We start from the raw sequence: 22,302 nt of genomic DNA, 5'->3' as shown, positions 1-22,302 counted from the left end.
AGGGACTTGGGACAATGGTCAAAGCTTTCAACCTGATTGACTGGTTTGGCCAATAAGCGGCCTAGTGCACCTCGTTGAGGATCAGGCTGCGGTAATGCCCCGGGTTGGACCCGGACCATTTGCGAAAGGCCTTGTAGAACGAACTGGCGTCGGCGAAGCCCAGCCGGGTGGCGATCTCGGCGAAGCTGATCGACGGCTCCGCCAGCCAGGCAATCGCCCACTCCTTGCGCACGCTGTCCTTGAGGCCCTGGTAGGTCTGCCCTTCTTCCGCCAGCCGCCGGCGCAGGGTCGAGGCCGACATGCACAATTGCACGGCCAGCCCTTCGGTTTCCGGCCAGTCTTCAGCCGGCTGTTGGCGCAGGTCCTGCTTGATCCGGCTGGCCAGGCTCTGGGCATCGCGGTATTTGACCAGGATATTGGCCGGCGCCAGCGCCAGGAAGCGTTGCAGTTCCTCGGCACTGCGCTTGATCGGCAGGTCCAGGCAGTCGGCGGAAAAGATCATCCGGGTGCGCGGCCGGTCAAAACGCAGGTTCTCGGAAAACATCACCCGATAGTCCTCGCAGTAATCCGGCTCGGCGCAGCGCAGCTCGATGGCCAGGATCGGGATACGCCGCCCGGCCAGCCAGCAGGCCACGCCGTGGACGATCATCCAGTAGGCGAAATAGGTAAACGGCCGTCGCCCCTCGCCTTCCGGCTCCAGCAGGACAATTTCCGCCAGGCTTTGCTGGCGCACCAGTTGAGCCGGCAGACGCTCAAGCATCAACGACAGGAAATCCAGCACCGAGTCCAGCCCGGCCGTCACCGTCGGCTGCGCCATGCCGGCGCGGCACAGGTAGGCGAAACTGCCGGCGCGCAGCTTGCGCGGGTCCATGCCGAAGAATTCATCATCGTTGCGCCGCGCCAACAGGCGCCACAAACGCGCATAGTCACTGGCTGGCACCCGGGCATCAGGCTGTTCCAGCAGCGTCGAGTCGATCCCGACCTTGTCCAGCACCTGCACGGTGTCCGCACCGGGGGCGCAACTCTGCAACAGTGCCTCGTGCACCAGATGGATGGAGATCGTGTCTTTTTCCGACATTGGCCGTCACTCAAGCCCTGTGCTGATCCGTGTGCCGCTATCTTAACAGTGCCGCGACCCAACACACTTCATGAACAAGCGCACCACGCTTTACGCCTTGCCCCCTGCGCTGTGGGTCTTAGGATGTACACAACAATCATAAGGAGTCACTCCATGTTCGCCGGATTCCAGAAAGACCAGCGCCACGTCAACGGTGTGGACATTGCCTACCGCATCGGCGGCAGCGGACCGGGCCTGCTCCTGCTGCACGGCCACCCGCAGACGCATGTCATCTGGCACAAGATCGCAGGCGACTTGGCCAAGCACTTCACCGTGGTCGCCGCCGACCTGCGCGGCTATGGCGACAGCGCCCGGCCAGCAGCCGACGAACAGCACCTCAACTACTCCAAGCGCGAGATGGGTCGCGACGGCGTGGCCCTGATGGACTCCCTGGGTTTCAGCGAGTTCTCGGTCCTCGCCCACGACCGCGGCGCCCGCGTTGCCCATCGCCTGGCCCTCGACCATCCCCAGGTGGTGCAACGCATGGTGTTGCTGGATATCGCCCCGACCCTGTCGATGTACACCCAGACCGACGAAGCCTTTGCCCGCGCCTACTGGCATTGGTTCTTCCTGATCCGTCCGGCACCGCTGCCGGAAACCCTGATCGAAGCCAACCCGGAACAATACCTGCGCAGCGTGATGGGCAGCCGCAGTGCCGGCCTCAAGCCCTTTACCGGCGAAGCCTTCAGCGAATACCTGCGCTGCATCAGCCTGCCCGGTAGCGCCCGGGGCATCTGCGAAGACTACCGCGCCAGCGCCACCGTCGACCTGGAACACGACCGCGCCGACCTCGAGGCCGGACGCCAGTTGAATATGCCGCTGCTGGCGCTCTGGGGCGCCGAAGGCACTGTCGGCCGTTGCTTCAATCCGCTGCACGAATGGCAGCAGGTGGCTACCGATGTACGCGGCAAGGCCCTGCCCGGCGGGCACTACCTGGCCGAAGAAATCCCGGAACAGCTGCTCGGCGAAGTCCTGACCTTCCTGCGCTGAACAGCCTGACGCAAAGGACCTGATCCACCCCTTCCCCCTGGGCCGCCGCCAACGACCCAGGACGGGATCGGCTTGCCCAAAAACTGTGACGAGATAATAACAATGACAATCCGCAAACTGCTGGGAACCCTGTATATCCAGGTGGTCATCGCCATCGTGCTGGGGGTGCTGATCGGCAACCACTGGCCGCAGACCGGCATCGACCTCAAGCCCCTGGGCGACGGTTTCATCAAACTGATCAAGATGATCATCGGCCCGATCATCTTCTGCACCGTGGTCTCCGGTATCACCAGCATGCACGACGTGAAACAGGTCGGGCGGGTTGGCGGCAAGGCCCTGCTGTATTTCGAAATCGTCTCCACCTTCGCCCTGGCGATCGGCCTGGTGGCGGCCCATGCCCTGCATCCCGGCTCGGGTTTCAACGTCGACGTGAAAACCCTCGACACCTCGGCCATCGCCAACTTTGTCGGCCAGGCCCAGCATGGCGAAGGCATCACCGGCTTCCTGCTGCATGTGATCCCCACCACCTTCTTCGACGCCTTCTCCCAGGGCGAGATCCTGCCGGTGCTGTTCGTCTCGATCCTGTTCGGCCTGGCGCTGGTGATGGTCGGTGAAAAGGCCCGTCCGCTGGTCGGCGTGATCCACCAGGCCAGCGAGGTGTTCTTCCGTATTGTCGGTATGATTGCCCGGGTGGCACCGATCGGCGCGTTCGGCGCGATGGCCTTCACCATCGGCAAATACGGCCTGGGCTCGCTGCTGCCGCTGATGAAGCTGGTCGGCACCTTCTACCTGACCGCCTTCATCTTCATTACCTGCGTACTGGGCAGCATCGCCCGTTATGCCGGTTTCAGCATCTTCCGCCTGCTGGGCTACATCAAGTCGGAACTGCTGATCGTGCTCGGCACCAGTTCGTCGGAGTCGGCCCTGCCGCAGCTGATCCAGAAGCTGGAAAGCCTGGGTTGCTCCAAGGGCGTGGTGGGTATCGTGGTGCCCACCGGCTACACCTTCAACCTCGACGGCACCAATATCTACATGACCCTGGCGGTCATGTTCCTGGCCCAGGCGACCAATATCGACCTGACCCTGGAGCAGCAACTGACCCTGCTGGCGGTGACGATGCTCACCTCCAAGGGCGCCGGTGCGGTGGTCGGTGCGGGGTTTGTCGCCCTGGCCGCGAGCCTGGCGGTGGTGCCGACCGTACCGGTGGCGGCGATGGTGCTGATCCTCGGGGTGGACCGCTTTATGGCCGAGTGTCGCTCCCTGACCAATATCATCGGCAACGCCGTCGCCTCGCTGGTGGTGGCCGCCTGGGAAGGCGAACTGGACCGCAGCAAGATGGCACCGATTGCCCTCAGGCGCGGGCGCAAGGCATTGGCCGAGGCCGATACCACGGCGCTCAAATAATCCACGCAACGCCGCGGATCCTTGTAGGAGCTGGGCTTGCCCGCGAAGCTTTTGGCGATCCTGATGGCCTCTTCGCTGGCAAGCCATGCTCCTACAGAAGGCCCGCAGCCTTCGAGCTCGCGACGATCCTCGGCCCTGCCCATCCAATGCTATTCTGGCGGCTCCTGCCGCCAGCGTTCGTTGCTTTTCCCATGAGCCAAAAGAAAGACACCGTGCCCCTGCCCGAAGACCTGCGCGTATTCCTCACCGTTATCCGCAAGGCCGGCTTTGCCGCCGCCGCCGATGAACTGGGACTGTCGCCCGCCTACGTCAGCAAACGTATCCAGATCCTCGAAACCACCCTCGCCACCCGCCTGCTGCACCGCACCAGCCGACGTATCGCCCTGACCGAGGACGGCGAGCGAGTGCAACGCTGGGCCGTGCGTATTCTCGAAGATTTCCAGCAACTCAACGACGAACTCTCCGAAGCCCACGACAGCCCCAGCGGCCGCCTGCACCTGTGCAGCAGCTTCGGTTTCGGGCGCAATCATGTGGCTCCGGCGCTGTCGCTTCTGGCAGAGCGTTACCCGGACCTGGAGATCCGCCTGGACCTGTTCGACCGCGTGGTGGACATCGTCAGCGAAGGTTTCGACCTGGAAATCCGCGTGGGCGACGATATTCCCGGCCAGCATATCGGCCGGCGCCTGGTGAGCAATCGCCGGGTACTCTGCGCGGCACCGGCCTACCTGGAACGGCGTGGCACACCGCAGCAGTTGAGCGACCTGGAGCAACACGATTGCCTGGTGCTCAAGGAGCGTGACAACGCCTTCGGTATCTGGAATCTGGAGCGCGACGGCAGCCAGGACAGCGTGCGGGTGCGCGGCCCGTTGTCGTCCAACAGCGGTGAGATTGTCTTGCAATGGGCATTGGATGGACGCGGCATCCTGCTGCGCTCGCTGTGGGACGTCAAACCGCTGCTGGAACAGGGGCGACTGGTGCGGGTGCTGCACGACTACACCCAGAGCGCGAATGTCTGGGCGGTGTACCCGACGCGGCTGGCGTATTCGGGGAAATTGCGGGTGTGTGTGGAGTTCTTGCAGGAGCATTTTCGACAGCTGTCGATCTAGCTGCCGTCGGGACTCACCACATGACTCTCATGTGATGAGTCCCCTGAATCGGTGAACCGGCCCCGGCTCAGCTCAACCAGGGATTGGCCTGCAAATGCGCCCGCTCGAACGCCCTGATCTCCTCACTGCGCTGCAAGGTGCTGCCAATGGCATCCAACCCCAGCATCAATGCCGTCTTGCGCAACGTATCGATCTGGAACTCGATCACACTGCCATCCTGCAAACGGATCTGCTGACTCTCAAGGTCAATGGTGATCTCGGCACTCTGCGGCTGGCTCACCACCTGCCCCAGGCGCTGCGCCGTCGCCTCGTCCAGGGTGATCAACAGCACCCCGTTGCGCTGGCAGTTATCGTAGAAAATCCCGGCGAAACTGCTGCCGATCAATGCCCGGATCCCCACTTGCTTCAAACCCCACACCGCATGTTCACGGCTGGAACCGCAACCGAAGTTCGGCCCCACCACCATGAAGCTGGCACCTTTCCAGGCCGGCTGATTCAGCACGAACTCAGGATTGGGTTCACCCGACGGCAACACCCGCAGGTCGAAGAACAAACCACGGTCCAACCCGTTGCGATCGATCCCCTTGAGAAACTGCTTGGGCATGATCACATCGGTGTCGATATTGGCCGCCAGCATCGGCGCGGCCTTGCCGGTGACTTGGGAAAACGGCTGCATGCTCATGGCCTTGGCTCCAGATGGCGAATATCGGTCAGGTGTCCGGCAATGGCTGCCGCGGCCACCATCGCAGGGCTCATCAAATGCGTACGAGCCCCGGCACCCTGGCGCCCTTCGAAATTGCGGTTGGTGCTGGAGGCGCAGCGGTCGCCCGGCTCCAGCACGTCATCGTTCATCGCCAGGCACATCGAGCAACCCGATTGCCGCCACTCGAAGCCGGCGTCGATAAACACCGCCGCCAAACCTTCGGCCTCGGCCTGATCACGCACCTGGGTCGAGCCCGGCACGATCATCGCCCGCACATGCTTGGCCACGTGTTGACCACGCACCACACGGGCCGCGTCACGCAGGTCCTCGATCCGCGCATTGGTGCAGGAACCGATAAACGCATGGCTGATCACGATCTCGTTCAGCGGCATGCCGGCTTCCAACCCCATGTAATTCAGGGCGCGGCGCATGTCCTGGCGCAGGATCAGGTCGCTGATGTCTTGCGGGTCCGGCACGTTCGCCCCGATGGGCGCGGCCTGGTCCGGGCTGGTGCCCCAGGTGACCATGGGTTCCAGTGCGCTGGCATCCAGTTCGACTTCACGGTCGAACTGCGCGCCGGCATCCGTGTGCAGCTCCCGCCAACGGGTCACGGCCTGCTCCCACAGTGCGCCCTTGGGTGCCCGGGGTTTGTCCTTGAGGTAGGCGAAGACTTTCTCGTCGGGTGCCATAAAGGCCCCACGCGCGCCCGCCTCCACCGCCATATTGCAGATGGTCATGCGCGCCTCGACGCTCAGGGCATCAATGGTCGAGCCGCGGAACTCGATGGCATAACCGGTGGCCCCGGAAGCGCCGATCTTGCCGATCAGCGCCATGATCACGTCCTTGGATGTCAGGCCCGGCGCCAGTTCGCCGCTGACCGTTACTCGCATCGTTTTCAGGCGCTTATAGACCAGCGTCTGCGACGCCAGCAGATGTTCGATCTCCGAGGTGCCAATACCGAAGCCGAACGCCCCCAGGGCCCCATAGGTGGTGGTGTGGCTGTCACCGGCGGCGACCACCATGCCCGGCAGGATAAACCCCTGCTCCGGAGCGATCACATGCTCGATACCCTGGCGTTTGTCGAGCACATCGAACAGTTCGATACCGAAGTCGGCGCAGTTTTCGGCCAGGTACGACACCTGGCGGGCACCGCCGGCGTCCGGCATGGCGGCGACGCGCTTGGGCGCGGTGGGGTTGACATGGTCGACCACGGCCAGCGCGGTTTCCGCGCGCCAGACACCGCGCCTGGCTTCCCGCAGGCCGCTGAAGGCTTGCGGGCTGGTGTATTCGTTGATGACCTGACGATCGATATACAGCAGGACATGGCCCTGGTCATCGAGGCGACACACCGTATGGGAATCGATGTGCTTGTCGTAGAGGGTTCTTGTTTGAGTCATGGGGGCGCTCGCAGAAATGAAAGTACGCGAGGCTGTCGGATCACGGGCAGGCCGACAGGCGTCACCGTCATCATAGGCGGCGGGAACGGACCATCAATGGCGGGAGGGTGATGGCTGGGAACATGGATCGTGTTTGATCGGCGCTTGCGTTGCGCAAGCGCCTGGCCGACGAAGACGGCCATCAATACCGCAAGGGTTTCAGACTTTCGTATTGATCGACATGCTGGCGCCGGAACTGGCGAACTGCTGCAGGTTCAGCAGCACGTTAATCGCCTTCTTGTATTCCGGGATCATATGGTTGGAGAACTGGTCATTGGAGCTGCCGCTTTGCAGCGTGCTGATCTGGCTGGCGAAATAGTCCAGCGCGTTGAATTTCTCGCCCGACTTGCCTTTCGCCCCGGCGCTGGACAGCAGGCCGGCGGTGGTGGCGCTGATCAGGCCATTCTCCTGGAGGATACTGCTGTACTTGGCCAACTGATCCGGAGTGACCGATTTCGGGTCGAAGCCCTGGAACTGCGACTGCAGCTTGTCCTTCTGCATCTTCGTGGTGTCGAGGGCGGTCGGGTCCCTCGGGATGTTGTTGAGCACCTGCTTGTTCTTGATTTCCTGCAGGTTGGCGTTCTTCGCATCGGAGGCCTTGCGCTCAAAGACCCGGGTGCTGAGCGCCGTGGCCCAGGCGACTACTGATCCGCCGCTCATGCCCGACCTCCGGCCATACGGGCGCGGGTGGTGTCACCGTGCTGCTGAGGTCCTTTCAAGGCGAGCATATGCAGTGTCCTGTCAAAGAGAGAGAAAAGAGATGATTCCAGTCATGTAACATGAATGTACAAATATACAATCTTTGTTACAGATCGCCCATCGAAAAGATGTATTGGAATTGTGGGGAGGCCTGAGACCGTCAACGGACGCCTGGACCTCGGCAGGCGCCCGTGGAAACAGGAAGCGCTGATTACGTCCGATTAATGGAAACGCCACCATCGACCATCAAACACGATCCCGTGGTGAAACTCGATGCTGCAGAGGCGAGGTAGAGCGCTGATCGCGCAATCTCCTCTGGCAGTGCCAGGCGCTTTAGCGCATGTAGTCCTTCGACGAAGGCACGGGCTTGCGGGGTATTGGTAGCGGCGCGCCCCATAGGAGTATCCGTGCCTCCCGGTAGAAGGGCATTGGCTCGGATGCCATGCAATCCATACTCGACAGCGATTACTTGCATCAGGCCGATCAGCCCGGCCTTGCTGGCCGCATAGGCTCCCATTCCCGGGAAGCCGGCGGTGTGGCCAACGAAGGTCGATGTAAATATGATGGAACCGCCGCCGCGCTTTAGCATCGCTGGGATCTGATATTTCGCCCCCAGAAACGCACTGGTCAGGTTTGTATCGAGAATGGCATTCCAGACATCAGCTGAAATGTCGGGAACCGATGCACTCTCCCCTGTCGAACCGGCGTTGTTGAAGGCAATATCGAGCCCGCCAAAACGACCGACGGCGATCGCCACCAATGTTTGCGCGAGTTTCTCGTCTTTGATGTTTCCTGCGACGGCAATCGCTTCGCCTCCGCCATTTTCAATCTCGGCGACAAGTGAGTCCAACTCGACTTGACGGCGCGCCGTTACGACGACTTTCGCGCCCTCCTTCGCGAATAACTTTGCCGTCTCGTAGCCAATGCCTGAACTCGCACCCGTTACAATTGCCACTTTTCCTGATAACTGTTTCATTTTCCAAGCCTTGCATCAATTCCATTTCGGAACCTCAGCCTAGTGACGCAGCGCTCTGCGACCTATCCGTTTCTTGCTGTCACATTCAGCGATCTCTTTCATCTTGTCGCCCTCCCGATAAGGATCAAAATGTTAAAAAGGGGGCAGTTCGAGCCTTTCAGCGCACCGTTGTGCACGACCAAGCCAGGCTTGAATCGTGCCCCCTTATTTACCGCTGGCCTCAGTCCGTGCCGTACTTCGGCGAGCGCGGCCCATACAACAAACCTGCCGGATGCCCGGCGGACAACAGCCGCTGGCTGGTGATCCCGGCAATGGGATGGCTGACGTCGTTGGCACTGTTGATGATCTGCTTGACCGCTGCGGTGATCAACGCACCGACCAGACCGCCGCCACTGTTGTTATTCCCCTCCTCGCTGGAAGCCGTGGCGCTACCGGTCCAGAGCGCGGTCCCGGTCTTGAGGTCCACCAGCCTGGCACTGGCCGTCACGATGGTCGCGCTGCTGATCACCCGGTACTGCGTACCGTACTGGGTCACCGTGATGTACAAGGCCGCATCCGCGCCGAAAATTTCCTTCAGCTTTGCCGGCGAAGTGTTGTGGATGTCGGTTGGCGTGTTCAGGCCGTTCTGCTGGAAAGTTTCATCCACCAGCGCCACCGGCATGACGTAATAACCGGCTTCCGCCAGCGGGAATGTCACCTGGGACAACAGGCTGTAGGTGGCCTTGATATCCGGAGATTCGTTCAGGGGTGGTAATACCAGGATCGTCCTTGGGCGAGCCTGCTTGTAGGCCGAATAATCCACCGTCTTGGGGGCTGCGCAACCACCCAGCAGACTCACCAGCAGCAGAGCGGCCAGAGCACTCAGAAAACGCGAATTCATTGCTTGATCCCCTTCTTGGCGTTGCTCAACAGAAAGTCCATGTAAGCCGTCGATTCAGGGAACAATGCTTTCTCGGTCTGGAACTGCTGCACCATCTGGTCGTCCTTACCAAGGCTGCCGTAGAGCATGCCCAGGTGGGCGTGATAACCCGGCGGCGCGGCTCGATTGGTGGCCTTGATCTTCTGCAAGTCGGCTTCCAGGGCCTCGACTTGCGCCTCCTTGGCCTCACCGTTGAAGTACTGGTAAACCTGAGGCTGATAGCCTTCCCACTGATACAGCGTCTTGACCTGCGGAGCGCAGCCCGCCAACAAGGCGCCGCCTGCTGCTATTGCCGCGATGTAACCTAGCAAACCGAACTTTTTACCCATGACGCGTGAAGCTCCCTGTTTTTGTTGTAGAGGTACTTATGGCCGGCCCGGTTTCCAGGTGCCGCTGTCGATCGCCTGAACCATCTTGTTCACGGCTTCGCGCATGGCCAGGTCCAGGACCTTGCCATTGAGGGTCGAGTCGTAGCTGGCAGTCCCGCCGAAACCGATGACTTCGCGGTTGGACAGCGCGTACTCACCCGCGCCCTGGCTGGAATACACCACTTCCGAGGTGACGATATTGACGATATTCAGAGCGACCTTGGCGTAGGCCACCTGGGTCTTGCCGCGCCCGAGAATGCCGAACAACTGGCGATCGCCGGTTTCCTTGCGGCCGAACTCGGTGACGTCGCCGGTGACCACAAAATCCGCGCCCTTGAGTTTCTGCGACTGGGACTTGATGTTCGCTTCCTGCTGGATCTCCGCCAGGTTGTCGCGGTCCAGCACGCTGAAGCGGTTGGTCTGCTGCAAATGGGTGATCAGGATGGTCTTGGCCTGGCCGCCGAGACGGTCGACACCATCGGAAAAGATCCCGCGCATATAGCTGGAACGGTTATCGAACTTGCCGACAGCGATGGGGGTACGCACACCGGCGTAGGCCTGGTTGGCGGTTTCCACTTGCTGCACCGGCAAGGCTCGGGAACTCTCGGTGGCACAACCACCGATGGAGGTCAGCGTGATCGCTGCCATCCCGAAAATGGCGACCTGTGAGATTTTTTTCATGCAGCACACTCCTGGGGAAAATCGGATCTGGGGATATTGGGAAACAGGCGGACAAAAATTTCAGGCGAACAGCAAGGCAACGGCCTTCACCGTGGGCGAAGCCGGACCTGTGATCATCAAGGGGTTATCGCCGGAGGCTGCTGAAAGCGCTCCAGGGTTTTGAACGGGGGGATTGCGAAGAAACGAAGAGACTCGGGTAACGGCACGGCATGGCCGCGGGGGACCTCATCCCGAGGGTGGAAACACACATGTTCATTCCTTGAAACATTTGATATCAAATTAGTGGCCGCATCATAAAGTGGCGGCTATGAGGCGTCAAGAAACCGGAAAACCGAACCCGGATCAAGCGCATAAGCCGAGTAAGGCCATTTCCGACAAGTGCCGACGATATCTTCCACAAGCGTTTTTATGCTGCGCGCAATTGCGATCAAGGCGCACAGGAAAGACAACTCCCTTTCCCTTGAGTGAAATTTCCTAGAAAATCCAACTCGCTTGCGCCTGCCTATTCCGCTGGCTAGTCTCCTCCTTGTCACTGCTCATCAGTGATCGGGTTTAGTCGCCCGCGAAACTACGGCGCACAGCGCCATCCTTGAGACGGGCGCTTTTTTATCGCCTGCACTTTATGGTGGTCGTGCGCAGGGCACCTTAGGGTGCGCCGGTTCCCTAGTTTCCGGTCGACTAACCTGCGCGCGGCCGCCACCCCATCGTTTAGTCGCGATCAGCGGCGGCTCCAATCAAACTAGGGAGTTATGCGATATGTTCAAGATCACACCCAACCCGCCCGCCTTATCCAGTGCCGAGGCTATCGATCCGCAGGCGGCCGATCGGGCTTTTGCTCATTACAACCTGATGCCTGGGACAAAGGCGAAATCCGCCCGTGCGACATCGATGCAAGACTTGTTGCCTGAAGCGCAAAGCCATGAAGACGCCTTGGTCAACGCGTACTCCATACTGCAATCCGCTGCGGCCACGGCCTATGAGAACGCTGACAACCAGACCGGCGCCAATCGCAAGGTGGCGATGGGTGTGGTGCACTTGATTGAACTGGCGCAATTGTGGGTGGATTCGGTGCTGGATAAGCGTATGGCTAACGTCAGTGGGTGACGTTGTGTAGAAGGCTGGACGGGGAGTCAGGCTCCCCGTTTTGTGCTTCTTTTTGACATTTACTCATCGTAGACCAAGACCAGCCCTTCTTAATTCTTCTGATTTAATTCAGGTGTTTGGCCGTCAAGTAAGTGCCATTAAAATTTATCCCACTTTCCCACTTTCCCCAAAGGTCTAGTCGTTGAATTGGTAACAACATCCTGATCATAGACGTCAGAACGGGCAAAGCCCAGCCGTCCCTCTTGCAAGACATTACCCCTTCAGATGTACGTCGGTCCTCAAGGGGTGAGATCAGGACGAATGGGCATCCGGAGAACGTTCGGAAGCACCATTCAATTCCGTTTTTTTTGCATAAAAAAATGCAAATAAAAACGCATATCAATACGACACGCCACCTCCTGTCAATATATTTTCAATCACAACTTTATCAGCACACCGAAAAACAACCTCTAACTCATGACTCTCGTCATCAACCCACCCAAGAACCGAATCTCTTAGAATTTCTAAATACACTTTTAGATCATCCTCAGGCAGCTGCGGAAGAGATTCATGCACAAGGACAATCTTATGAAACTTAATCCACTCCAAATCTCTCAAACAGTCATACAGCGCATCCCAATTAAACCCAAAATACCCTGGAAACCAAAGCAGATAATACAACGATCTTAACAGTTCACCTGTCAAGCCAATGCGAGGGTCGATCCGAACATAAAAAACCTCAGCAGCATCATATGAGGGTGCGTTTTCCGTAAAGTTGAATGGTGTCATTTTTATCAACCTCAATTTTTAATCGGAATAAATGTTTTGTAGTGATCTGCAGTGTAATACATTTCACCGCTTCCCCCTACAATCACTCGCTGAGGCCCTGGCCCTGAGACGCCTGGGGTTGGGTGCACATATTCCGTATAGTAACCTATCGGTTTTGGCGGTAGATCTCCAGCCCGATTCTGAAATATGGAACCATCATTTCGGTGAGGGAACGTGCCACCTGAGCTTATTCGATCCAAGGTCGGACCAAGGTCAACAGTCCCCTGAAAAACCTGCCCTGTCTTCTGATCAACAACTTTTACGCTATCAATAAAGCGAACTGCTTCTTTTGTACCAGATACACTCGGGGGCCTCATTCCGCCAAGCGTTGCACCAAGAAGGACTGCGCCCAACGCATTCTTAAAGCGAGAACCATCACCCTCTGAAAGAGTAGACAGCTCGGCCGCGATGGTATTCTGTGCCGCGAGATTATTTCCGGTTATAAGATACCCGATTATAAGCGCCTGATCACCTTTCCCCTGCCTAGCCAAGTCATGGGCATACGCTAGAAGCGCTGGATCATCAGCCGCTAACTGCGCGGATAAACGCTCACAAAAACCTGGATTTTTCTGACATAGATCGGGTAACTCTTTATTCCTAGCCTCATCCAGCTCGGCATAACGCTCACGGACCTTGTTTTTTCCCTCATCAGTTGTTTGCTCATCGACCTCACGGATCATTTGCTCAGCTTCGTGATGGAGCAACCAGTTGTATTGCGTAGCGTTTTTCGCAATCCAAGCGCCCTTATCCAGCGAGCTAGCATCTGCATCCTTCTGCGTGGCGGCTGCCAGGACACCTACAATCTGCGAACTCATGGTCAACAGGTTTTTATCGCCGTTGACCAGACTATTCAGGTGCGAAACCAACGCCTCATTGGCACCGGCCGCCAAGGCTCCTGTCGCAAAATCTCCGCCAGTTGCCTGTGACAGCAACCCACCCACCATCGCGTGGATGACAACTTTCTGTGGTGTACCATCGGCAATCGCCCCTTTGGTGTAATCACCCACAGCATTGAAGCTGGCAGCCGCCAAGGTATTGAACAACGCGCCCTGCAGCGCATCGCCCATGTCTCCGCCCTGCCCCAGGGCTTTACTCAACAGTGTTGAGGTGCTGGATTGCAGAGTCTGGTTCGCAGCAAATTGCCCAACACCCGTCCACGTATTGAGAGGAGGACCAATAATTTTCCCTGTTATCGGATCAGTCTTGGTCCCCGTCCAACCATCGAAGTACTTCGCGGTCAGCCCAGCCGTCAGCCCCGAGATGACATATCCCTTGAGGGCATCGGATGAGGTGACATCCTTGAATACCGCGCCCAGGTTTCCGCCATTGTTGATAAAACTGGTGGCCGCGTTTGTTGCAGCACCGGTGGCTATAGCGCCCGCGGCTGCGGAGAGAGCTCCCGCAGTACTTGCGCTGATCGTCCCTGCGCTGACCGCCGCCGAGGTCGCGGTGCCCATCGCCCCCATTGCGGCAGGCCCGACAACAGCCGCCATGACAATAGCAATGATCAACTGCGAAGCCGGCCCAAGTCCCGAATTGCTGTATTGGTAGGAGTCGTGAATTTCCTTCACCAGGTGCCAATCCACGTCACCGCGCTTCTCGGCGTCCTTGAGCCAGGCCATTTGCGGATCAGCCTTCACCATCGCATCGATGGTCTGGCTGACTGACTGCTGGTTAACCTGCTTGAGGTCGATCTTCAGCCCTTCGACAGCCTTGATAGTGATGTTGCCAGCGGCCACCATCTGGGTCTGACGCAAGGTTTCATCGGTCTTGCCGCTGCCTTTGGAAGAAACCCAGAAAGCATTGTTATTGGTCTTCTCGTGACTCTCCTGATGAAGATCCTTCTGCCCTTCGAAGGTAATAGCCCCACCGCTCTCGATGGCCAGATCCTTACCACTTTCAAGCTTGGCCACCTGATAGTGTTGGGAGTCGCCACTTTTGAGCGTCAGATCGCCCCCCGTCTTGATCTCGCTCCCGACATTGGTCACCTGGGTGACCTCATCGTGCTGGGTTTTCTTGCGGCCCCAACTACCCTTTTTCTTCATGTCATACAGCGAGTAGTCGCTGTTTTGCGCGGACAGCAGATCCAGCTTGTCACCCGCCACCAGATAGGCCTCATTACCCGCAGAGACCTTGCTTGCGATCAGCCCCAGATCCTTACCCGCACTGAGATTGACACCCCCCCCAGCCTGGACAGTCGTTGCTACCTGAGCGACATGGTCACGCTGAGTGGTTTCCTTTCTGCTTTTGGATAAGTAATGACTCTCATCCGCCGCCGAGGTCAGCGTCAGGTTCTCGGTCGCTGCCATGGAGATATCGCGCTTGGCATCGATCTGACCGGCGACAACCGTGAGATCCCGTCCAGCCGTCATTTGCAGGTCACGCCCCGCATTGACTGTCGACGCCGTCTGGGTAACGGAACTATCGTTCGCCCCCCGGCCATAGTTCGTGGACGTGTGACTCTCAGTCGCCGCGATATTGATATCGCGCCCAGCACTGATCGAAGTATCAGCACCGCTCCGCAGCACACTGCCGCTGTTGCTGACGTCACGCCCAGCCTTCACGGTAAGATTGTTCGCCGCTTCGATACGCGCGGCGTTGTCGAGCAATTCGCGGTGTGTGCTGACAAAACCCGCAGCCTGGTTGATACCGGTGACATCGCGCTGGTTGAGCACATCGCCGGTGACGGCCGTCACACCCACATCGCGCCCGGCAATGATCCCGCCCGATTTGTTGACAATGTTGTTACTCGCCAAGGCATCCAGACGATTGCTCGCCTCAACCAAGCCGGTGTTAAGCAAATCCTTGCCCGCCACCGCTGACAGGTTGTTGCTGGCACGCAAGGTCCCGCTGTTTTCCAGGTTCGCTCCGGCGATCAGGGTGACATCCGCGCCTTGAATCAAAGCGCCATTTGGCGCCAGGCGATTGGTGGCCTGGGCCAGGTAGAGCACCGGCACCAATACTTCTTCACCGTTGACGACCTGCGTTTCCATCCAGACGATGTCGTGGGTCAGGGCCGCGACCTGCTGCGCAGTCAAGCTCACGCCAACCGACAGATTGAGCTGCTGCTTACTGCTGATGGCGTTGTCCATCAGGTACTTGAACAGCTTCTCATCCGAGGTCTGGCCGTCGATAAAGCGTTGCCCGGTACGCGCAACCACTGCCTGCTGAATCAGCTTCTGCTCATAGAAACCATCGCCCAGGCGCTTGGCGCTTTCATCGGGCTTGTAGCCCAAACCAGCCAACAGGTAGTCCGAGCTCATAAACTGCTTGAGGTCGGTCAACACCGGGTTGGTTTCGATCAGGTACTTCTGCGGACTGGTCTTGCCCGAGGTATCCGGCAAGCCCTGGACACGTGCCAGGCTCTGGCCACCGCTGGCGGCAACCGCGCCATCAGCACTGGATAGCGGGACGCTACGTGCTTGAACATCCGTTGTACCTGCCTGACGCTGGGCGATACCGATGGAGGTGCCCACGACGCTCCAGCCCGGCACTACGGCGCCTTGCTGAGCGGAACCACTCTGCCCGCTCAAGCGGAATAGACCGTTCTGCCCGGTGGGCAAGCTGAAGCCCGGCAGTGCGAGCGGGTTCACCTGCTGCTGGGCAAGGTCCGGAGGTAGTTGAGCATTGAGTCGGACCGCAACGGGCGCACCTGTGCCCGCCACCTGGGTACCCTGGACCTTATTGGCCCCCGCACTGAACCCGTAGTCCTGGTGAATAACGCTATTGTTCAGATCCTGGGTTGCGCTGATCGAGACATTGCCAGCCGCCTGGATAACGGCACTGCGGCCCGAGCCGGCGCCATCCTTGGCGACTTCGACGTCGCTGAGCAAAACCAGGGATTGCAGTCGATCAGGCAACGGCGCCAGGTTGTTACGGTCATACTGCGAAGTTGGGATCTGCTGGTATGCATAACTGAAATCAACGCCGGTCACTACTTGGCCGGTGACAGAATCCTTGAACCGGACTTCCTCAATGGTGTCACCGTCGCGCCCACCTTCACGATGGCGATAGTTCTCCGGGATCGCGATACTCAGGCCACCGGAGCCATTGATGTAGTAGATGTTCGGAAAGTCGGGATTGTTTCTTTGGTTGTAAGCAATCACCTCACCGAAGAATGGCACGGTGAACCCACGCCAGAGCTCTATTTCCTGATAGCTACGGGTTCGTTCGATGGTACCGCCAACCGCACCGACGTTTTTCAGGTTGTCAGCCTGGATGGAAATATTGCCGCCGGCACTGATGGTGCTTTTGCTATTGAGAAAGTTGCCACCGCGAAAAACAAAGTCGCTGCCCGCCGAAAGCGACGCGGAGGCACTGGTGTCGTTGTCCTGCCCTTCGTAAACCTCACGAACGACGGTGCTGAAAATATAGTCGTGCCCCCAGCATTTGGTGCAGTTGTAGGCGATGGCACCCGAGACCAACGTGCGCCCCATACTGAAACTCTCAGTGCGGTTCTCGAAGTTGGCGGCATTGATGCTGAACTTGCCGGTGCTTTCCATCGCCCCGGAGATATTGATGACCTCGGTCGCCTGCGCCGCACCGCCATAGCCGTCGATACTGACCGCGCCAAAGCTGTAGAGCTGGGCCGAATGGTTGGTGAAACTGTTGACCTGCAACGCCGTGTCGCCGCCGCTGAAGATCAGGCCGCCCTGGTTCAACAGGGTGGGCGTGCTCAGCAACAGGTTGCCGTTGCTGCCCAAGGTTCCGTAATTATTGATTGAGCCGGCATTGACGCTCATGCCGCCAGCCGATGTGATGCGGCCGTAGTTATTCAACTGACCGCCGACATTGATCGTGGTATCGCCACCACCGGCAACACTGGCGGTGTTGCCCAGGCTCACCTGCGCAGCACTCAGCCCCAAAGTACTCAGGCTGGTGTAGCGTCCGTTACCGCTGTAGTTGCCACTCAGGGTCAAACTGGCCGCGCCATCGCTGGCAATCAACCCATCATTGTTCCAGTTGACGCCAGTGCCGGTGAAGCTGTCTGTGGCAAGCAGTTGCCCGCTGCCGGTCTGGGTCAGGTTCTTGACATTGACCGTCAGCCGCCCGACCTGGATCACACTGCTGTTGGTCCAGTCATCAGCCGTCAAGGTCAGGCCACCACGGGTCACCAAGCTACCGCCGGCCCTGATGAGATTGACCGTGGCGGTGTCGAAGATGCCGGTACCGGTGTGCAGCACGCTGCCACCCTGGTTCATGAAACTGCCGACGCCCAGGGTCAGATCGCTGTTGGCGGTTTCCAGCTTGCCGTTGCTGTTGTCAAACAACCCGCCGATCTGGAATTCGGTCTTGCCGCTGCCGCCCAGTGCACGTAGCTGGCCGGTCTGGTTATCCAGGCTGGCGGCAGTGATCGAAAGAGTGCTGTCGCTCTCGATAATGCCCAAACGGTTGTTCAGGGCGCCCGCGAGCTTCATATTGATCTGGTGACCGGAGATCTGGCCGTCGTTATCACCACTGTTATCGAAGTTGTTGCCCGAGACCTGGACCAGCCCATTGGCATGGATCGCGCCATTACGGTTGTCGAAGTCCCCTGCCCCGGTATCGACCAGCGCATCACCCGTTAGCGCGGCGATGCGGCCACCGTAGTTATCGAGTCCGCCCCAGGCTTGCAGGTCCAGGCGCTGGGCCTGAATCAGGCCGCCCTGGCGGTTGTTGTGCAGGTCGTAGCCGTTTTTCAGTACACCAACGACTCGGGTTGTCAGTGCACCACTGATGCTCGACAGCAGACCACCACGGCTGTCGAGGTTGGCCGCCTTGATGAACAGATCACCGTCCTGGGCAATCACCTTGCCGCTCTGGTTGTCGATATCGCCACTGACATCAAGGCTGAGCGCGCCCTTGCCTTGCAACGAGCCCTTGCCGTTGCCAAGGCTGGTAGCGCTCAGTTGCAGGTCGCCGTTACGGCTGGCGATCAAACCGCCATTGCCGTTCTGTACAGAACCCGTCGAGGTGATCAGCAATGTGTCGTTGGCACTGACAAGGCCGCCATTGCTGCTATCCAAGCCACCGGTGAGCAAGGTCAACAGACCTTGGCTGGAGAGCTCACCTCCCTGGTTATTGATCTGCGTGCTGCGTTGCACCACCAACGGGCCGACGCCGGAGAGCTTTCCTTTGGTGTTGGTCAATGCACCGAGCAGATCGAGGGTGACCGCGGCACCGCTACTCAGGGTGCCGTTGCTGTTGTCGAGGTCGGTACCGGTGAAAGTCAGCGCCTGTTTCGCCTGAACCGTGCCGCCGTTGCTCAGGGCCATGGCGTTCAGCGTCAGCAGCGTGCCGGCGTCGATCAGGCCACCTTGGCCGTTATTCAACAGGCCGGTGACCGTCAGGCTCTGAGCGCCCGCACTGGAAAGCGTACCGGCGCTGTTATCAAGACTACCCGCCTTGATGGTCAAGGCTTGCTGACTGGCCAGTGCGCCTGCGTTGCTGTTGAGCAGCGCACCGCTGAGCGTCACATCAACGTTACCGCTACGGCTGGAAACCGTGCCGCTGTTGCGGTTATCGAGCGAGCCCGCGTTGAGCGTCACGCCCTGCCAGCCCGATAGCAGGCCGCCGCTCTGGTTGATCAGGCTATCGGCCGTCAGGGCCAACTGGTTGTTGCTGATCAGCTTGCCGGAATTGCTGTTATCCAGCGTGCGCGCCGTCAAGTTCAGGCTTTGCGCACTGGTAACCTCGCCACTTTGGTTATTCAGGTCGCGCAGACGATTGATGCTCAACTGACCATCAGTGGTGACATGGCCGGTGGCGTTGTTCAGATCACCCGTTGCCGCACCGAAATCGAGGGCAATGGCGCTGCCCAGCAGACTACCGCCCTGGTTGTTGAGGCTGGCGCTGTTAATGGTCAGGCCATTGGTGGCGCTGATCAGGCCCAGACTCTGGTTGATCAGTTGACCGTCGATAGTCAGCTCCAGCCCGGCACGGCTGCTCAGGGTGCCGGTGGTGTTATCCAGGCTGCCCGCCCGCACATCAACGGCTGCGGCGGCGATCATGCCCTTGATATTGCTCAGGGCCTGGTCGATACGCAGGGTCAGGGCCTGGTTGCTCAACAACTTGCCGCTGTCGTTGTTCAGGCTAGCGGCGGCGAGGGTAAAGGCCTGGGCGCTGGAGATTTCGCCGCCCTGGTTGTTCACGCCCTTGAGGTTGTTCAACACCAGCAGCGGCGCGTTGATCAGGCCGCCCTGGTTGTTCAGTTGACCGTGATTGAGGTCCAGGGTCAGCGACGCATCGCCTTTCAGCGAACCGCCTTGCTGGTCCAGACCGGTGACGCTGGCGGTCAGGTCCTTGGCGCCGATACGGCCACCGTCCTGGTTGGTCAATTGGGCGGTGGTCAGATCAAGGCGATTGCCACTGCTGAGGAAACCGCTGTGGCTATTGTCGAAGGCACCCGTAGTGATCGACACCGGGCCCTGGCCGCTGATCGTGCCGCTCTGACGGTTGTCGAGACTGGCGCTGTGCAGGTCGATACCGCCGTCAGTCACCAGTCGACCACCCTGGTTGATCAATGCACCATCGCTGGTGAGGCTCAATTGGCCGGCACTGGAGAAACTGCCGCCCGAGTTATCCAGGCTGGCAGCGTGAGCCGTCAGGGTGCCTTCGCTGCTGATCAGGCCGGAGAGCTGATTGGTCAGGGCACCGTCGAGGGTGATCACCAGACCCGACTGCGCGCTCACTTTACCGCCGCTGTTATCCAGGCTGCTGCCGGTCAGCGTGGTGCTGCCCTGGCTGACCAACTGGCCCAGGCTCTGGTTGATCACTTGCGCGACCTTGAGGCCCAGCGCTGTGTCGGAAAGGACCTTGCCGCCTTCGCTGTTGTTCAGGTACTGACCGTTGAGGTTGACCGCCTGCACGCTGGAGATTTCCCCCGCGCGGTTGTCGATATTGCCGACGTTCAGGGTCAGCCGTTTTTTCGCCGAGATCAGCGCCGCATTGCGGTTGTCCAGGGTGCTGCCGGTCAGGGTCAGGTTGCCGTCGGTGACCAGCGCGCCATCCTGCTGGTTGAAGGTGGTGACGTTGGCGGTCAGGTCGCCCTGGCTGGAGATTCGGCCCTTGGCGTTGTCCACGGTGTCGGCGGTCAGGTTCAACGGGCCATCGGTGATAACCGAGCCGCCGGTGTTATCCAGATGGGTAGCGGTCAGGCCGAGGCTTTGCTGCGCGGTGATGCGCCCCTTCTGGGTGTTGTCGAGGGACTGGCCCTTGAAGGTGAAGCTATTGTTCGAACCCAGGCGACCGTTCTGGTTGTTCACCGCGCCCGTGGCGGTAATGTCCAGAACGTTATTGGCCATGACCAGGCCGGTGAGGTTGTCCAGGGAACCCAGGATCAACGTGGTGTTGCCTTGGCTGGAGACTTCACCCGCGTTGTTGTTCAGATGACCGAGGTTGGCGATCAAGGCATTCTGGCCTTTGATCAGGCCGCCCTGGGCGTTGAGCACGGTGTCAGCCGTCAGATTCAGACGATCAGCGCCAAGGACTCGACCTTTGCTCTGGTTGTCGAGGGTGCCAGCGCTGACGGTGGTTTGCCGTTGACCGCTCAGGGTGCCGCCCTGGTTACTCAGGGTTTGCGTGGCCGTGACACTCAAGTCACGGCTGGCGATGATGCTCTGGCCGTTGTTGGTCACGTTCTGCGCAGTGATGCTGACGTCAGCGAGCGCATTACGGGTTTTGTCGGCATTGACCCCGGCTTCAATAATGCCGTTGTTGGTCAGTTGCCCCCCGCTGTTCAGCGTGATGCGGTCCTTGGCCACCAGATTGTTCTGGCTGGTCAGATCGCCCTGGGTTTTAACATCCAGGGTCGTACCGGCGTACATCGGCCCTTTGGCTTCAAGACTGGCAGCGTTGACATTGATCGCCCCGATCGCCCCCGTCTCGACCATGCTCAGATGACCATTGGCATCGAGCTGGATATCGCCCCCGCTGGCGACCATCTTGCCGTCGAGCTTGACCCCCACACCGGCTTCGGTACCGACCAGCCGGATAGCCCCCGCGTACATACCGCCCAACGCCGAGGAGTCGATGGCCAGTTGCGGTGCATCCGCCGGATTGGCCGCACGCGCCGTCGCCTTGAGCGTCTTGGCATCCACATCGTTGGCACCGGCAATAATTGCCAGCTTCTTCGCATTGATCTCGGCATTGAGCTTGGCCGAGCGGGTGATGATTTCGAACTGGTCGATATTGCTGGCGTTGAGGCCGGCGCCGTCGATGGACACGCTGCCCCGATCAACCTGATACCCCGTGAGCTGGCCGTTGGTAATCACCGGCTTGCCCGTGGTCAAGGTCGCCTGCGGGGTATTGATAAAGCCGCAACCGTTGCAACTGATGCCATAGGGGTTGGCCACGATCACATGAGCCGACTGCCCCGCCACTTCGGTATAACCGCGCAACTGGCTCGGGCTGGCGCCATTCACCTCGTTGAGAATGATATTGGCCGCCGTGCCGTTGAGGTTCTGGTTACCCAGAATAATCCCGCCCAGTTGCGTCGACTGGGTCCGCGCGGTGGCGTTGTTGAGAATGACCCCGTTGGTCCCGACGCTGTAATCGGTGAACTGGTTATGCGACAGCCCCTGGGCATTCGGCGCGGCAATATTGACGATGGGTACGCCATTGCCCGCCTGCCCGAGCATCGTACCCGGCGCATTGACCACAATCCCGTCCGCCTGAACCAGCAACGGCTGCCAGAACATCGCGTTCGCCAGAATGAACGCCAGCCCGCGCTTGGGCAGTCCCCAAAAGTGCTCACGGTTTTTCAGGGCAGCAGAAGGCTGGCCCACGAGGAAGGCAAACTGACGAACATCCATGTCGGGATCTCGATGCAACGAAGGCAATGAATTGAGTTAAAAAAGCACGGCACCTCACGCCCGAGCGAACCGCTCATTGAGCAGCACCAGGTCAGGGCATGGATCGATACGGGGCTTGAGCAGGCGCTCGCAAATGCGAGTCAGCACCTTGCAGGTCGATGGTCTTGATGGAGAAACGGCGCCGTGCCTGCCTCCATATCG

The 22,302-nt window shown here is 59.5% G+C and carries 15 protein-coding genes; 5 read left to right on the top strand and 10 right to left on the bottom strand.

All coding sequences use genetic code 11. From position 1 onward, the window contains the following. Positions 1-61: 61 nt before the first annotated feature. The gene (locus HX830_RS19105) at positions 62-1,078 is read right to left on the bottom strand and encodes an AraC family transcriptional regulator (RefSeq protein ID WP_177101909.1); all 1,017 of its coding nucleotides are present in this window, start codon (positions 1,076-1,078) and stop codon (positions 62-64) included. Between the two features lie 153 nt (positions 1,079-1,231). Between HX830_RS19105 and HX830_RS19100 the strand changes: the two genes are divergently transcribed. From HX830_RS19100 to HX830_RS19090, 3 genes are all read left to right on the top strand, one after another. Continuing rightward, a complete protein-coding gene (locus tag HX830_RS19100) occupies positions 1,232-2,107 on the top strand; it encodes an alpha/beta fold hydrolase (protein WP_177101906.1) in 876 nt (291 codons plus the stop codon). Positions 2,108-2,209: 102 nt separating this feature from the next. After that, positions 2,210-3,511, top strand: a complete 1,302-nt coding sequence (locus HX830_RS19095) for a dicarboxylate/amino acid:cation symporter (RefSeq protein ID WP_177101904.1) — start codon at positions 2,210-2,212, stop codon at positions 3,509-3,511. Positions 3,512-3,702: 191 nt separating this feature from the next. Further along, a complete protein-coding gene (locus HX830_RS19090) occupies positions 3,703-4,617 on the top strand; it encodes a LysR substrate-binding domain-containing protein (RefSeq protein WP_103494762.1) in 915 nt (304 codons plus the stop codon). A 67-nt stretch (positions 4,618-4,684) separates the two neighbouring features. On the opposite strand, the gene leuD is transcribed toward HX830_RS19090, so the two are convergent. The 7 genes from leuD to HX830_RS19055 form a co-directional block, all read right to left on the bottom strand. Further along, positions 4,685-5,299 (bottom strand): 3-isopropylmalate dehydratase small subunit, encoded by a 615-nt coding sequence (gene leuD, locus HX830_RS19085; protein ID WP_103494761.1) that lies wholly within the window; start codon positions 5,297-5,299, stop codon positions 4,685-4,687. Beyond that, positions 5,296-6,717: a 3-isopropylmalate dehydratase large subunit gene (leuC, locus tag HX830_RS19080; protein ID WP_177101902.1), complete on the bottom strand. Its 1,422-nt coding sequence runs from the start codon at positions 6,715-6,717 to the stop codon at positions 5,296-5,298. Before leuC ends, leuD begins: the two co-directional genes overlap by 4 nt. Before the next feature lie 198 nt (positions 6,718-6,915). Then, on the bottom strand, positions 6,916-7,416 hold the full coding sequence (locus HX830_RS19075) for a hypothetical protein (RefSeq protein WP_152740272.1): 501 nt from the start codon (positions 7,414-7,416) through the stop codon (positions 6,916-6,918). A 250-nt stretch (positions 7,417-7,666) separates the two neighbouring features. Further along, entirely contained in the window at positions 7,667-8,431 is a 765-nt protein-coding gene (locus HX830_RS19070) for an SDR family oxidoreductase (protein ID WP_177101900.1), read from the bottom strand. Positions 8,432-8,651: 220 nt separating this feature from the next. Then, positions 8,652-9,311, bottom strand: coding sequence for a DUF799 domain-containing protein (locus HX830_RS19065; protein WP_177101898.1), 660 nt, complete (start codon positions 9,309-9,311; stop codon positions 8,652-8,654). Then, entirely contained in the window at positions 9,308-9,679 is a 372-nt protein-coding gene (locus tag HX830_RS19060; protein WP_103494755.1) for a DUF4810 domain-containing protein, read from the bottom strand. Before HX830_RS19060 ends, HX830_RS19065 begins: the two co-directional genes overlap by 4 nt. Positions 9,680-9,715: 36 nt before the next feature. After that, positions 9,716-10,399 carry a CsgG/HfaB family protein gene (locus tag HX830_RS19055; RefSeq protein WP_177101895.1) on the bottom strand — a complete coding sequence of 228 codons (684 nt, stop codon included), beginning with the start codon at positions 10,397-10,399 and terminating at the stop codon, positions 9,716-9,718. Between HX830_RS19055 and HX830_RS19050 the strand changes: the two genes are divergently transcribed. Together HX830_RS19050 and HX830_RS19045 are read left to right on the top strand one after the other, a co-directional pair. Next, on the top strand, positions 10,353-10,562 hold the full coding sequence (locus tag HX830_RS19050) for a hypothetical protein (protein ID WP_177101725.1): 210 nt from the start codon (positions 10,353-10,355) through the stop codon (positions 10,560-10,562). The two genes, HX830_RS19055 and HX830_RS19050, sit on opposite strands and share 47 nt — an antisense overlap. Before the next feature lie 593 nt (positions 10,563-11,155). Beyond that, a complete protein-coding gene (locus HX830_RS19045; protein WP_177101893.1) occupies positions 11,156-11,503 on the top strand; it encodes a DUF6124 family protein in 348 nt (115 codons plus the stop codon). Between the two features lie 378 nt (positions 11,504-11,881). Here HX830_RS19045 and HX830_RS19040 read toward each other — a convergent pair whose 3' ends face one another. Together HX830_RS19040 and HX830_RS19035 are read right to left on the bottom strand one after the other, a co-directional pair. Continuing rightward, the gene (locus tag HX830_RS19040) at positions 11,882-12,271 is read right to left on the bottom strand and encodes a barstar family protein (protein ID WP_177101891.1); all 390 of its coding nucleotides are present in this window, start codon (positions 12,269-12,271) and stop codon (positions 11,882-11,884) included. A gap of 11 nt (positions 12,272-12,282) precedes the next feature. Next, on the bottom strand, positions 12,283-22,101 hold the full coding sequence (locus tag HX830_RS19035; RefSeq protein WP_177101889.1) for a two-partner secretion domain-containing protein: 9,819 nt from the start codon (positions 22,099-22,101) through the stop codon (positions 12,283-12,285). Positions 22,102-22,302 lie beyond the last annotated feature (201 nt).

Source organism: Pseudomonas gingeri (assembly GCF_013385425.1).
Taxonomy (GTDB): domain Bacteria; phylum Pseudomonadota; class Gammaproteobacteria; order Pseudomonadales; family Pseudomonadaceae; genus Aquipseudomonas; species Aquipseudomonas gingeri_D.
Note: the sequence above shows the minus strand (reverse complement) of the source record. Positions and strands in the feature narration are given on the sequence as shown.

Coding starts and splice junctions, on each gene's coding strand:
- HX830_RS19070 (WP_177101900.1), bottom strand. CDS start 8,431: ATGAAACAGTTATCAGGAAAAGTGGCAATTGTAACGGGTGCGAGTTCA.
- HX830_RS19040 (WP_177101891.1), bottom strand. CDS start 12,271: ATGACACCATTCAACTTTACGGAAAACGCACCCTCATATGATGCTGCT.
- HX830_RS19055 (WP_177101895.1), bottom strand. CDS start 10,399: ATGAAAAAAATCTCACAGGTCGCCATTTTCGGGATGGCAGCGATCACG.
- leuC (WP_177101902.1), bottom strand. CDS start 6,717: ATGACTCAAACAAGAACCCTCTACGACAAGCACATCGATTCCCATACG.
- HX830_RS19095 (WP_177101904.1), top strand. CDS start 2,210: ATGACAATCCGCAAACTGCTGGGAACCCTGTATATCCAGGTGGTCATC.
- HX830_RS19045 (WP_177101893.1), top strand. CDS start 11,156: ATGTTCAAGATCACACCCAACCCGCCCGCCTTATCCAGTGCCGAGGCT.
- leuD (WP_103494761.1), bottom strand. CDS start 5,299: ATGAGCATGCAGCCGTTTTCCCAAGTCACCGGCAAGGCCGCGCCGATG.
- HX830_RS19100 (WP_177101906.1), top strand. CDS start 1,232: ATGTTCGCCGGATTCCAGAAAGACCAGCGCCACGTCAACGGTGTGGAC.
- HX830_RS19035 (WP_177101889.1), bottom strand. CDS start 22,101: ATGGATGTTCGTCAGTTTGCCTTCCTCGTGGGCCAGCCTTCTGCTGCC.
- HX830_RS19090 (WP_103494762.1), top strand. CDS start 3,703: ATGAGCCAAAAGAAAGACACCGTGCCCCTGCCCGAAGACCTGCGCGTA.
- HX830_RS19065 (WP_177101898.1), bottom strand. CDS start 9,311: ATGAATTCGCGTTTTCTGAGTGCTCTGGCCGCTCTGCTGCTGGTGAGT.
- HX830_RS19075 (WP_152740272.1), bottom strand. CDS start 7,416: ATGAGCGGCGGATCAGTAGTCGCCTGGGCCACGGCGCTCAGCACCCGG.
- HX830_RS19060 (WP_103494755.1), bottom strand. CDS start 9,679: ATGGGTAAAAAGTTCGGTTTGCTAGGTTACATCGCGGCAATAGCAGCA.
- HX830_RS19105 (WP_177101909.1), bottom strand. CDS start 1,078: ATGTCGGAAAAAGACACGATCTCCATCCATCTGGTGCACGAGGCACTG.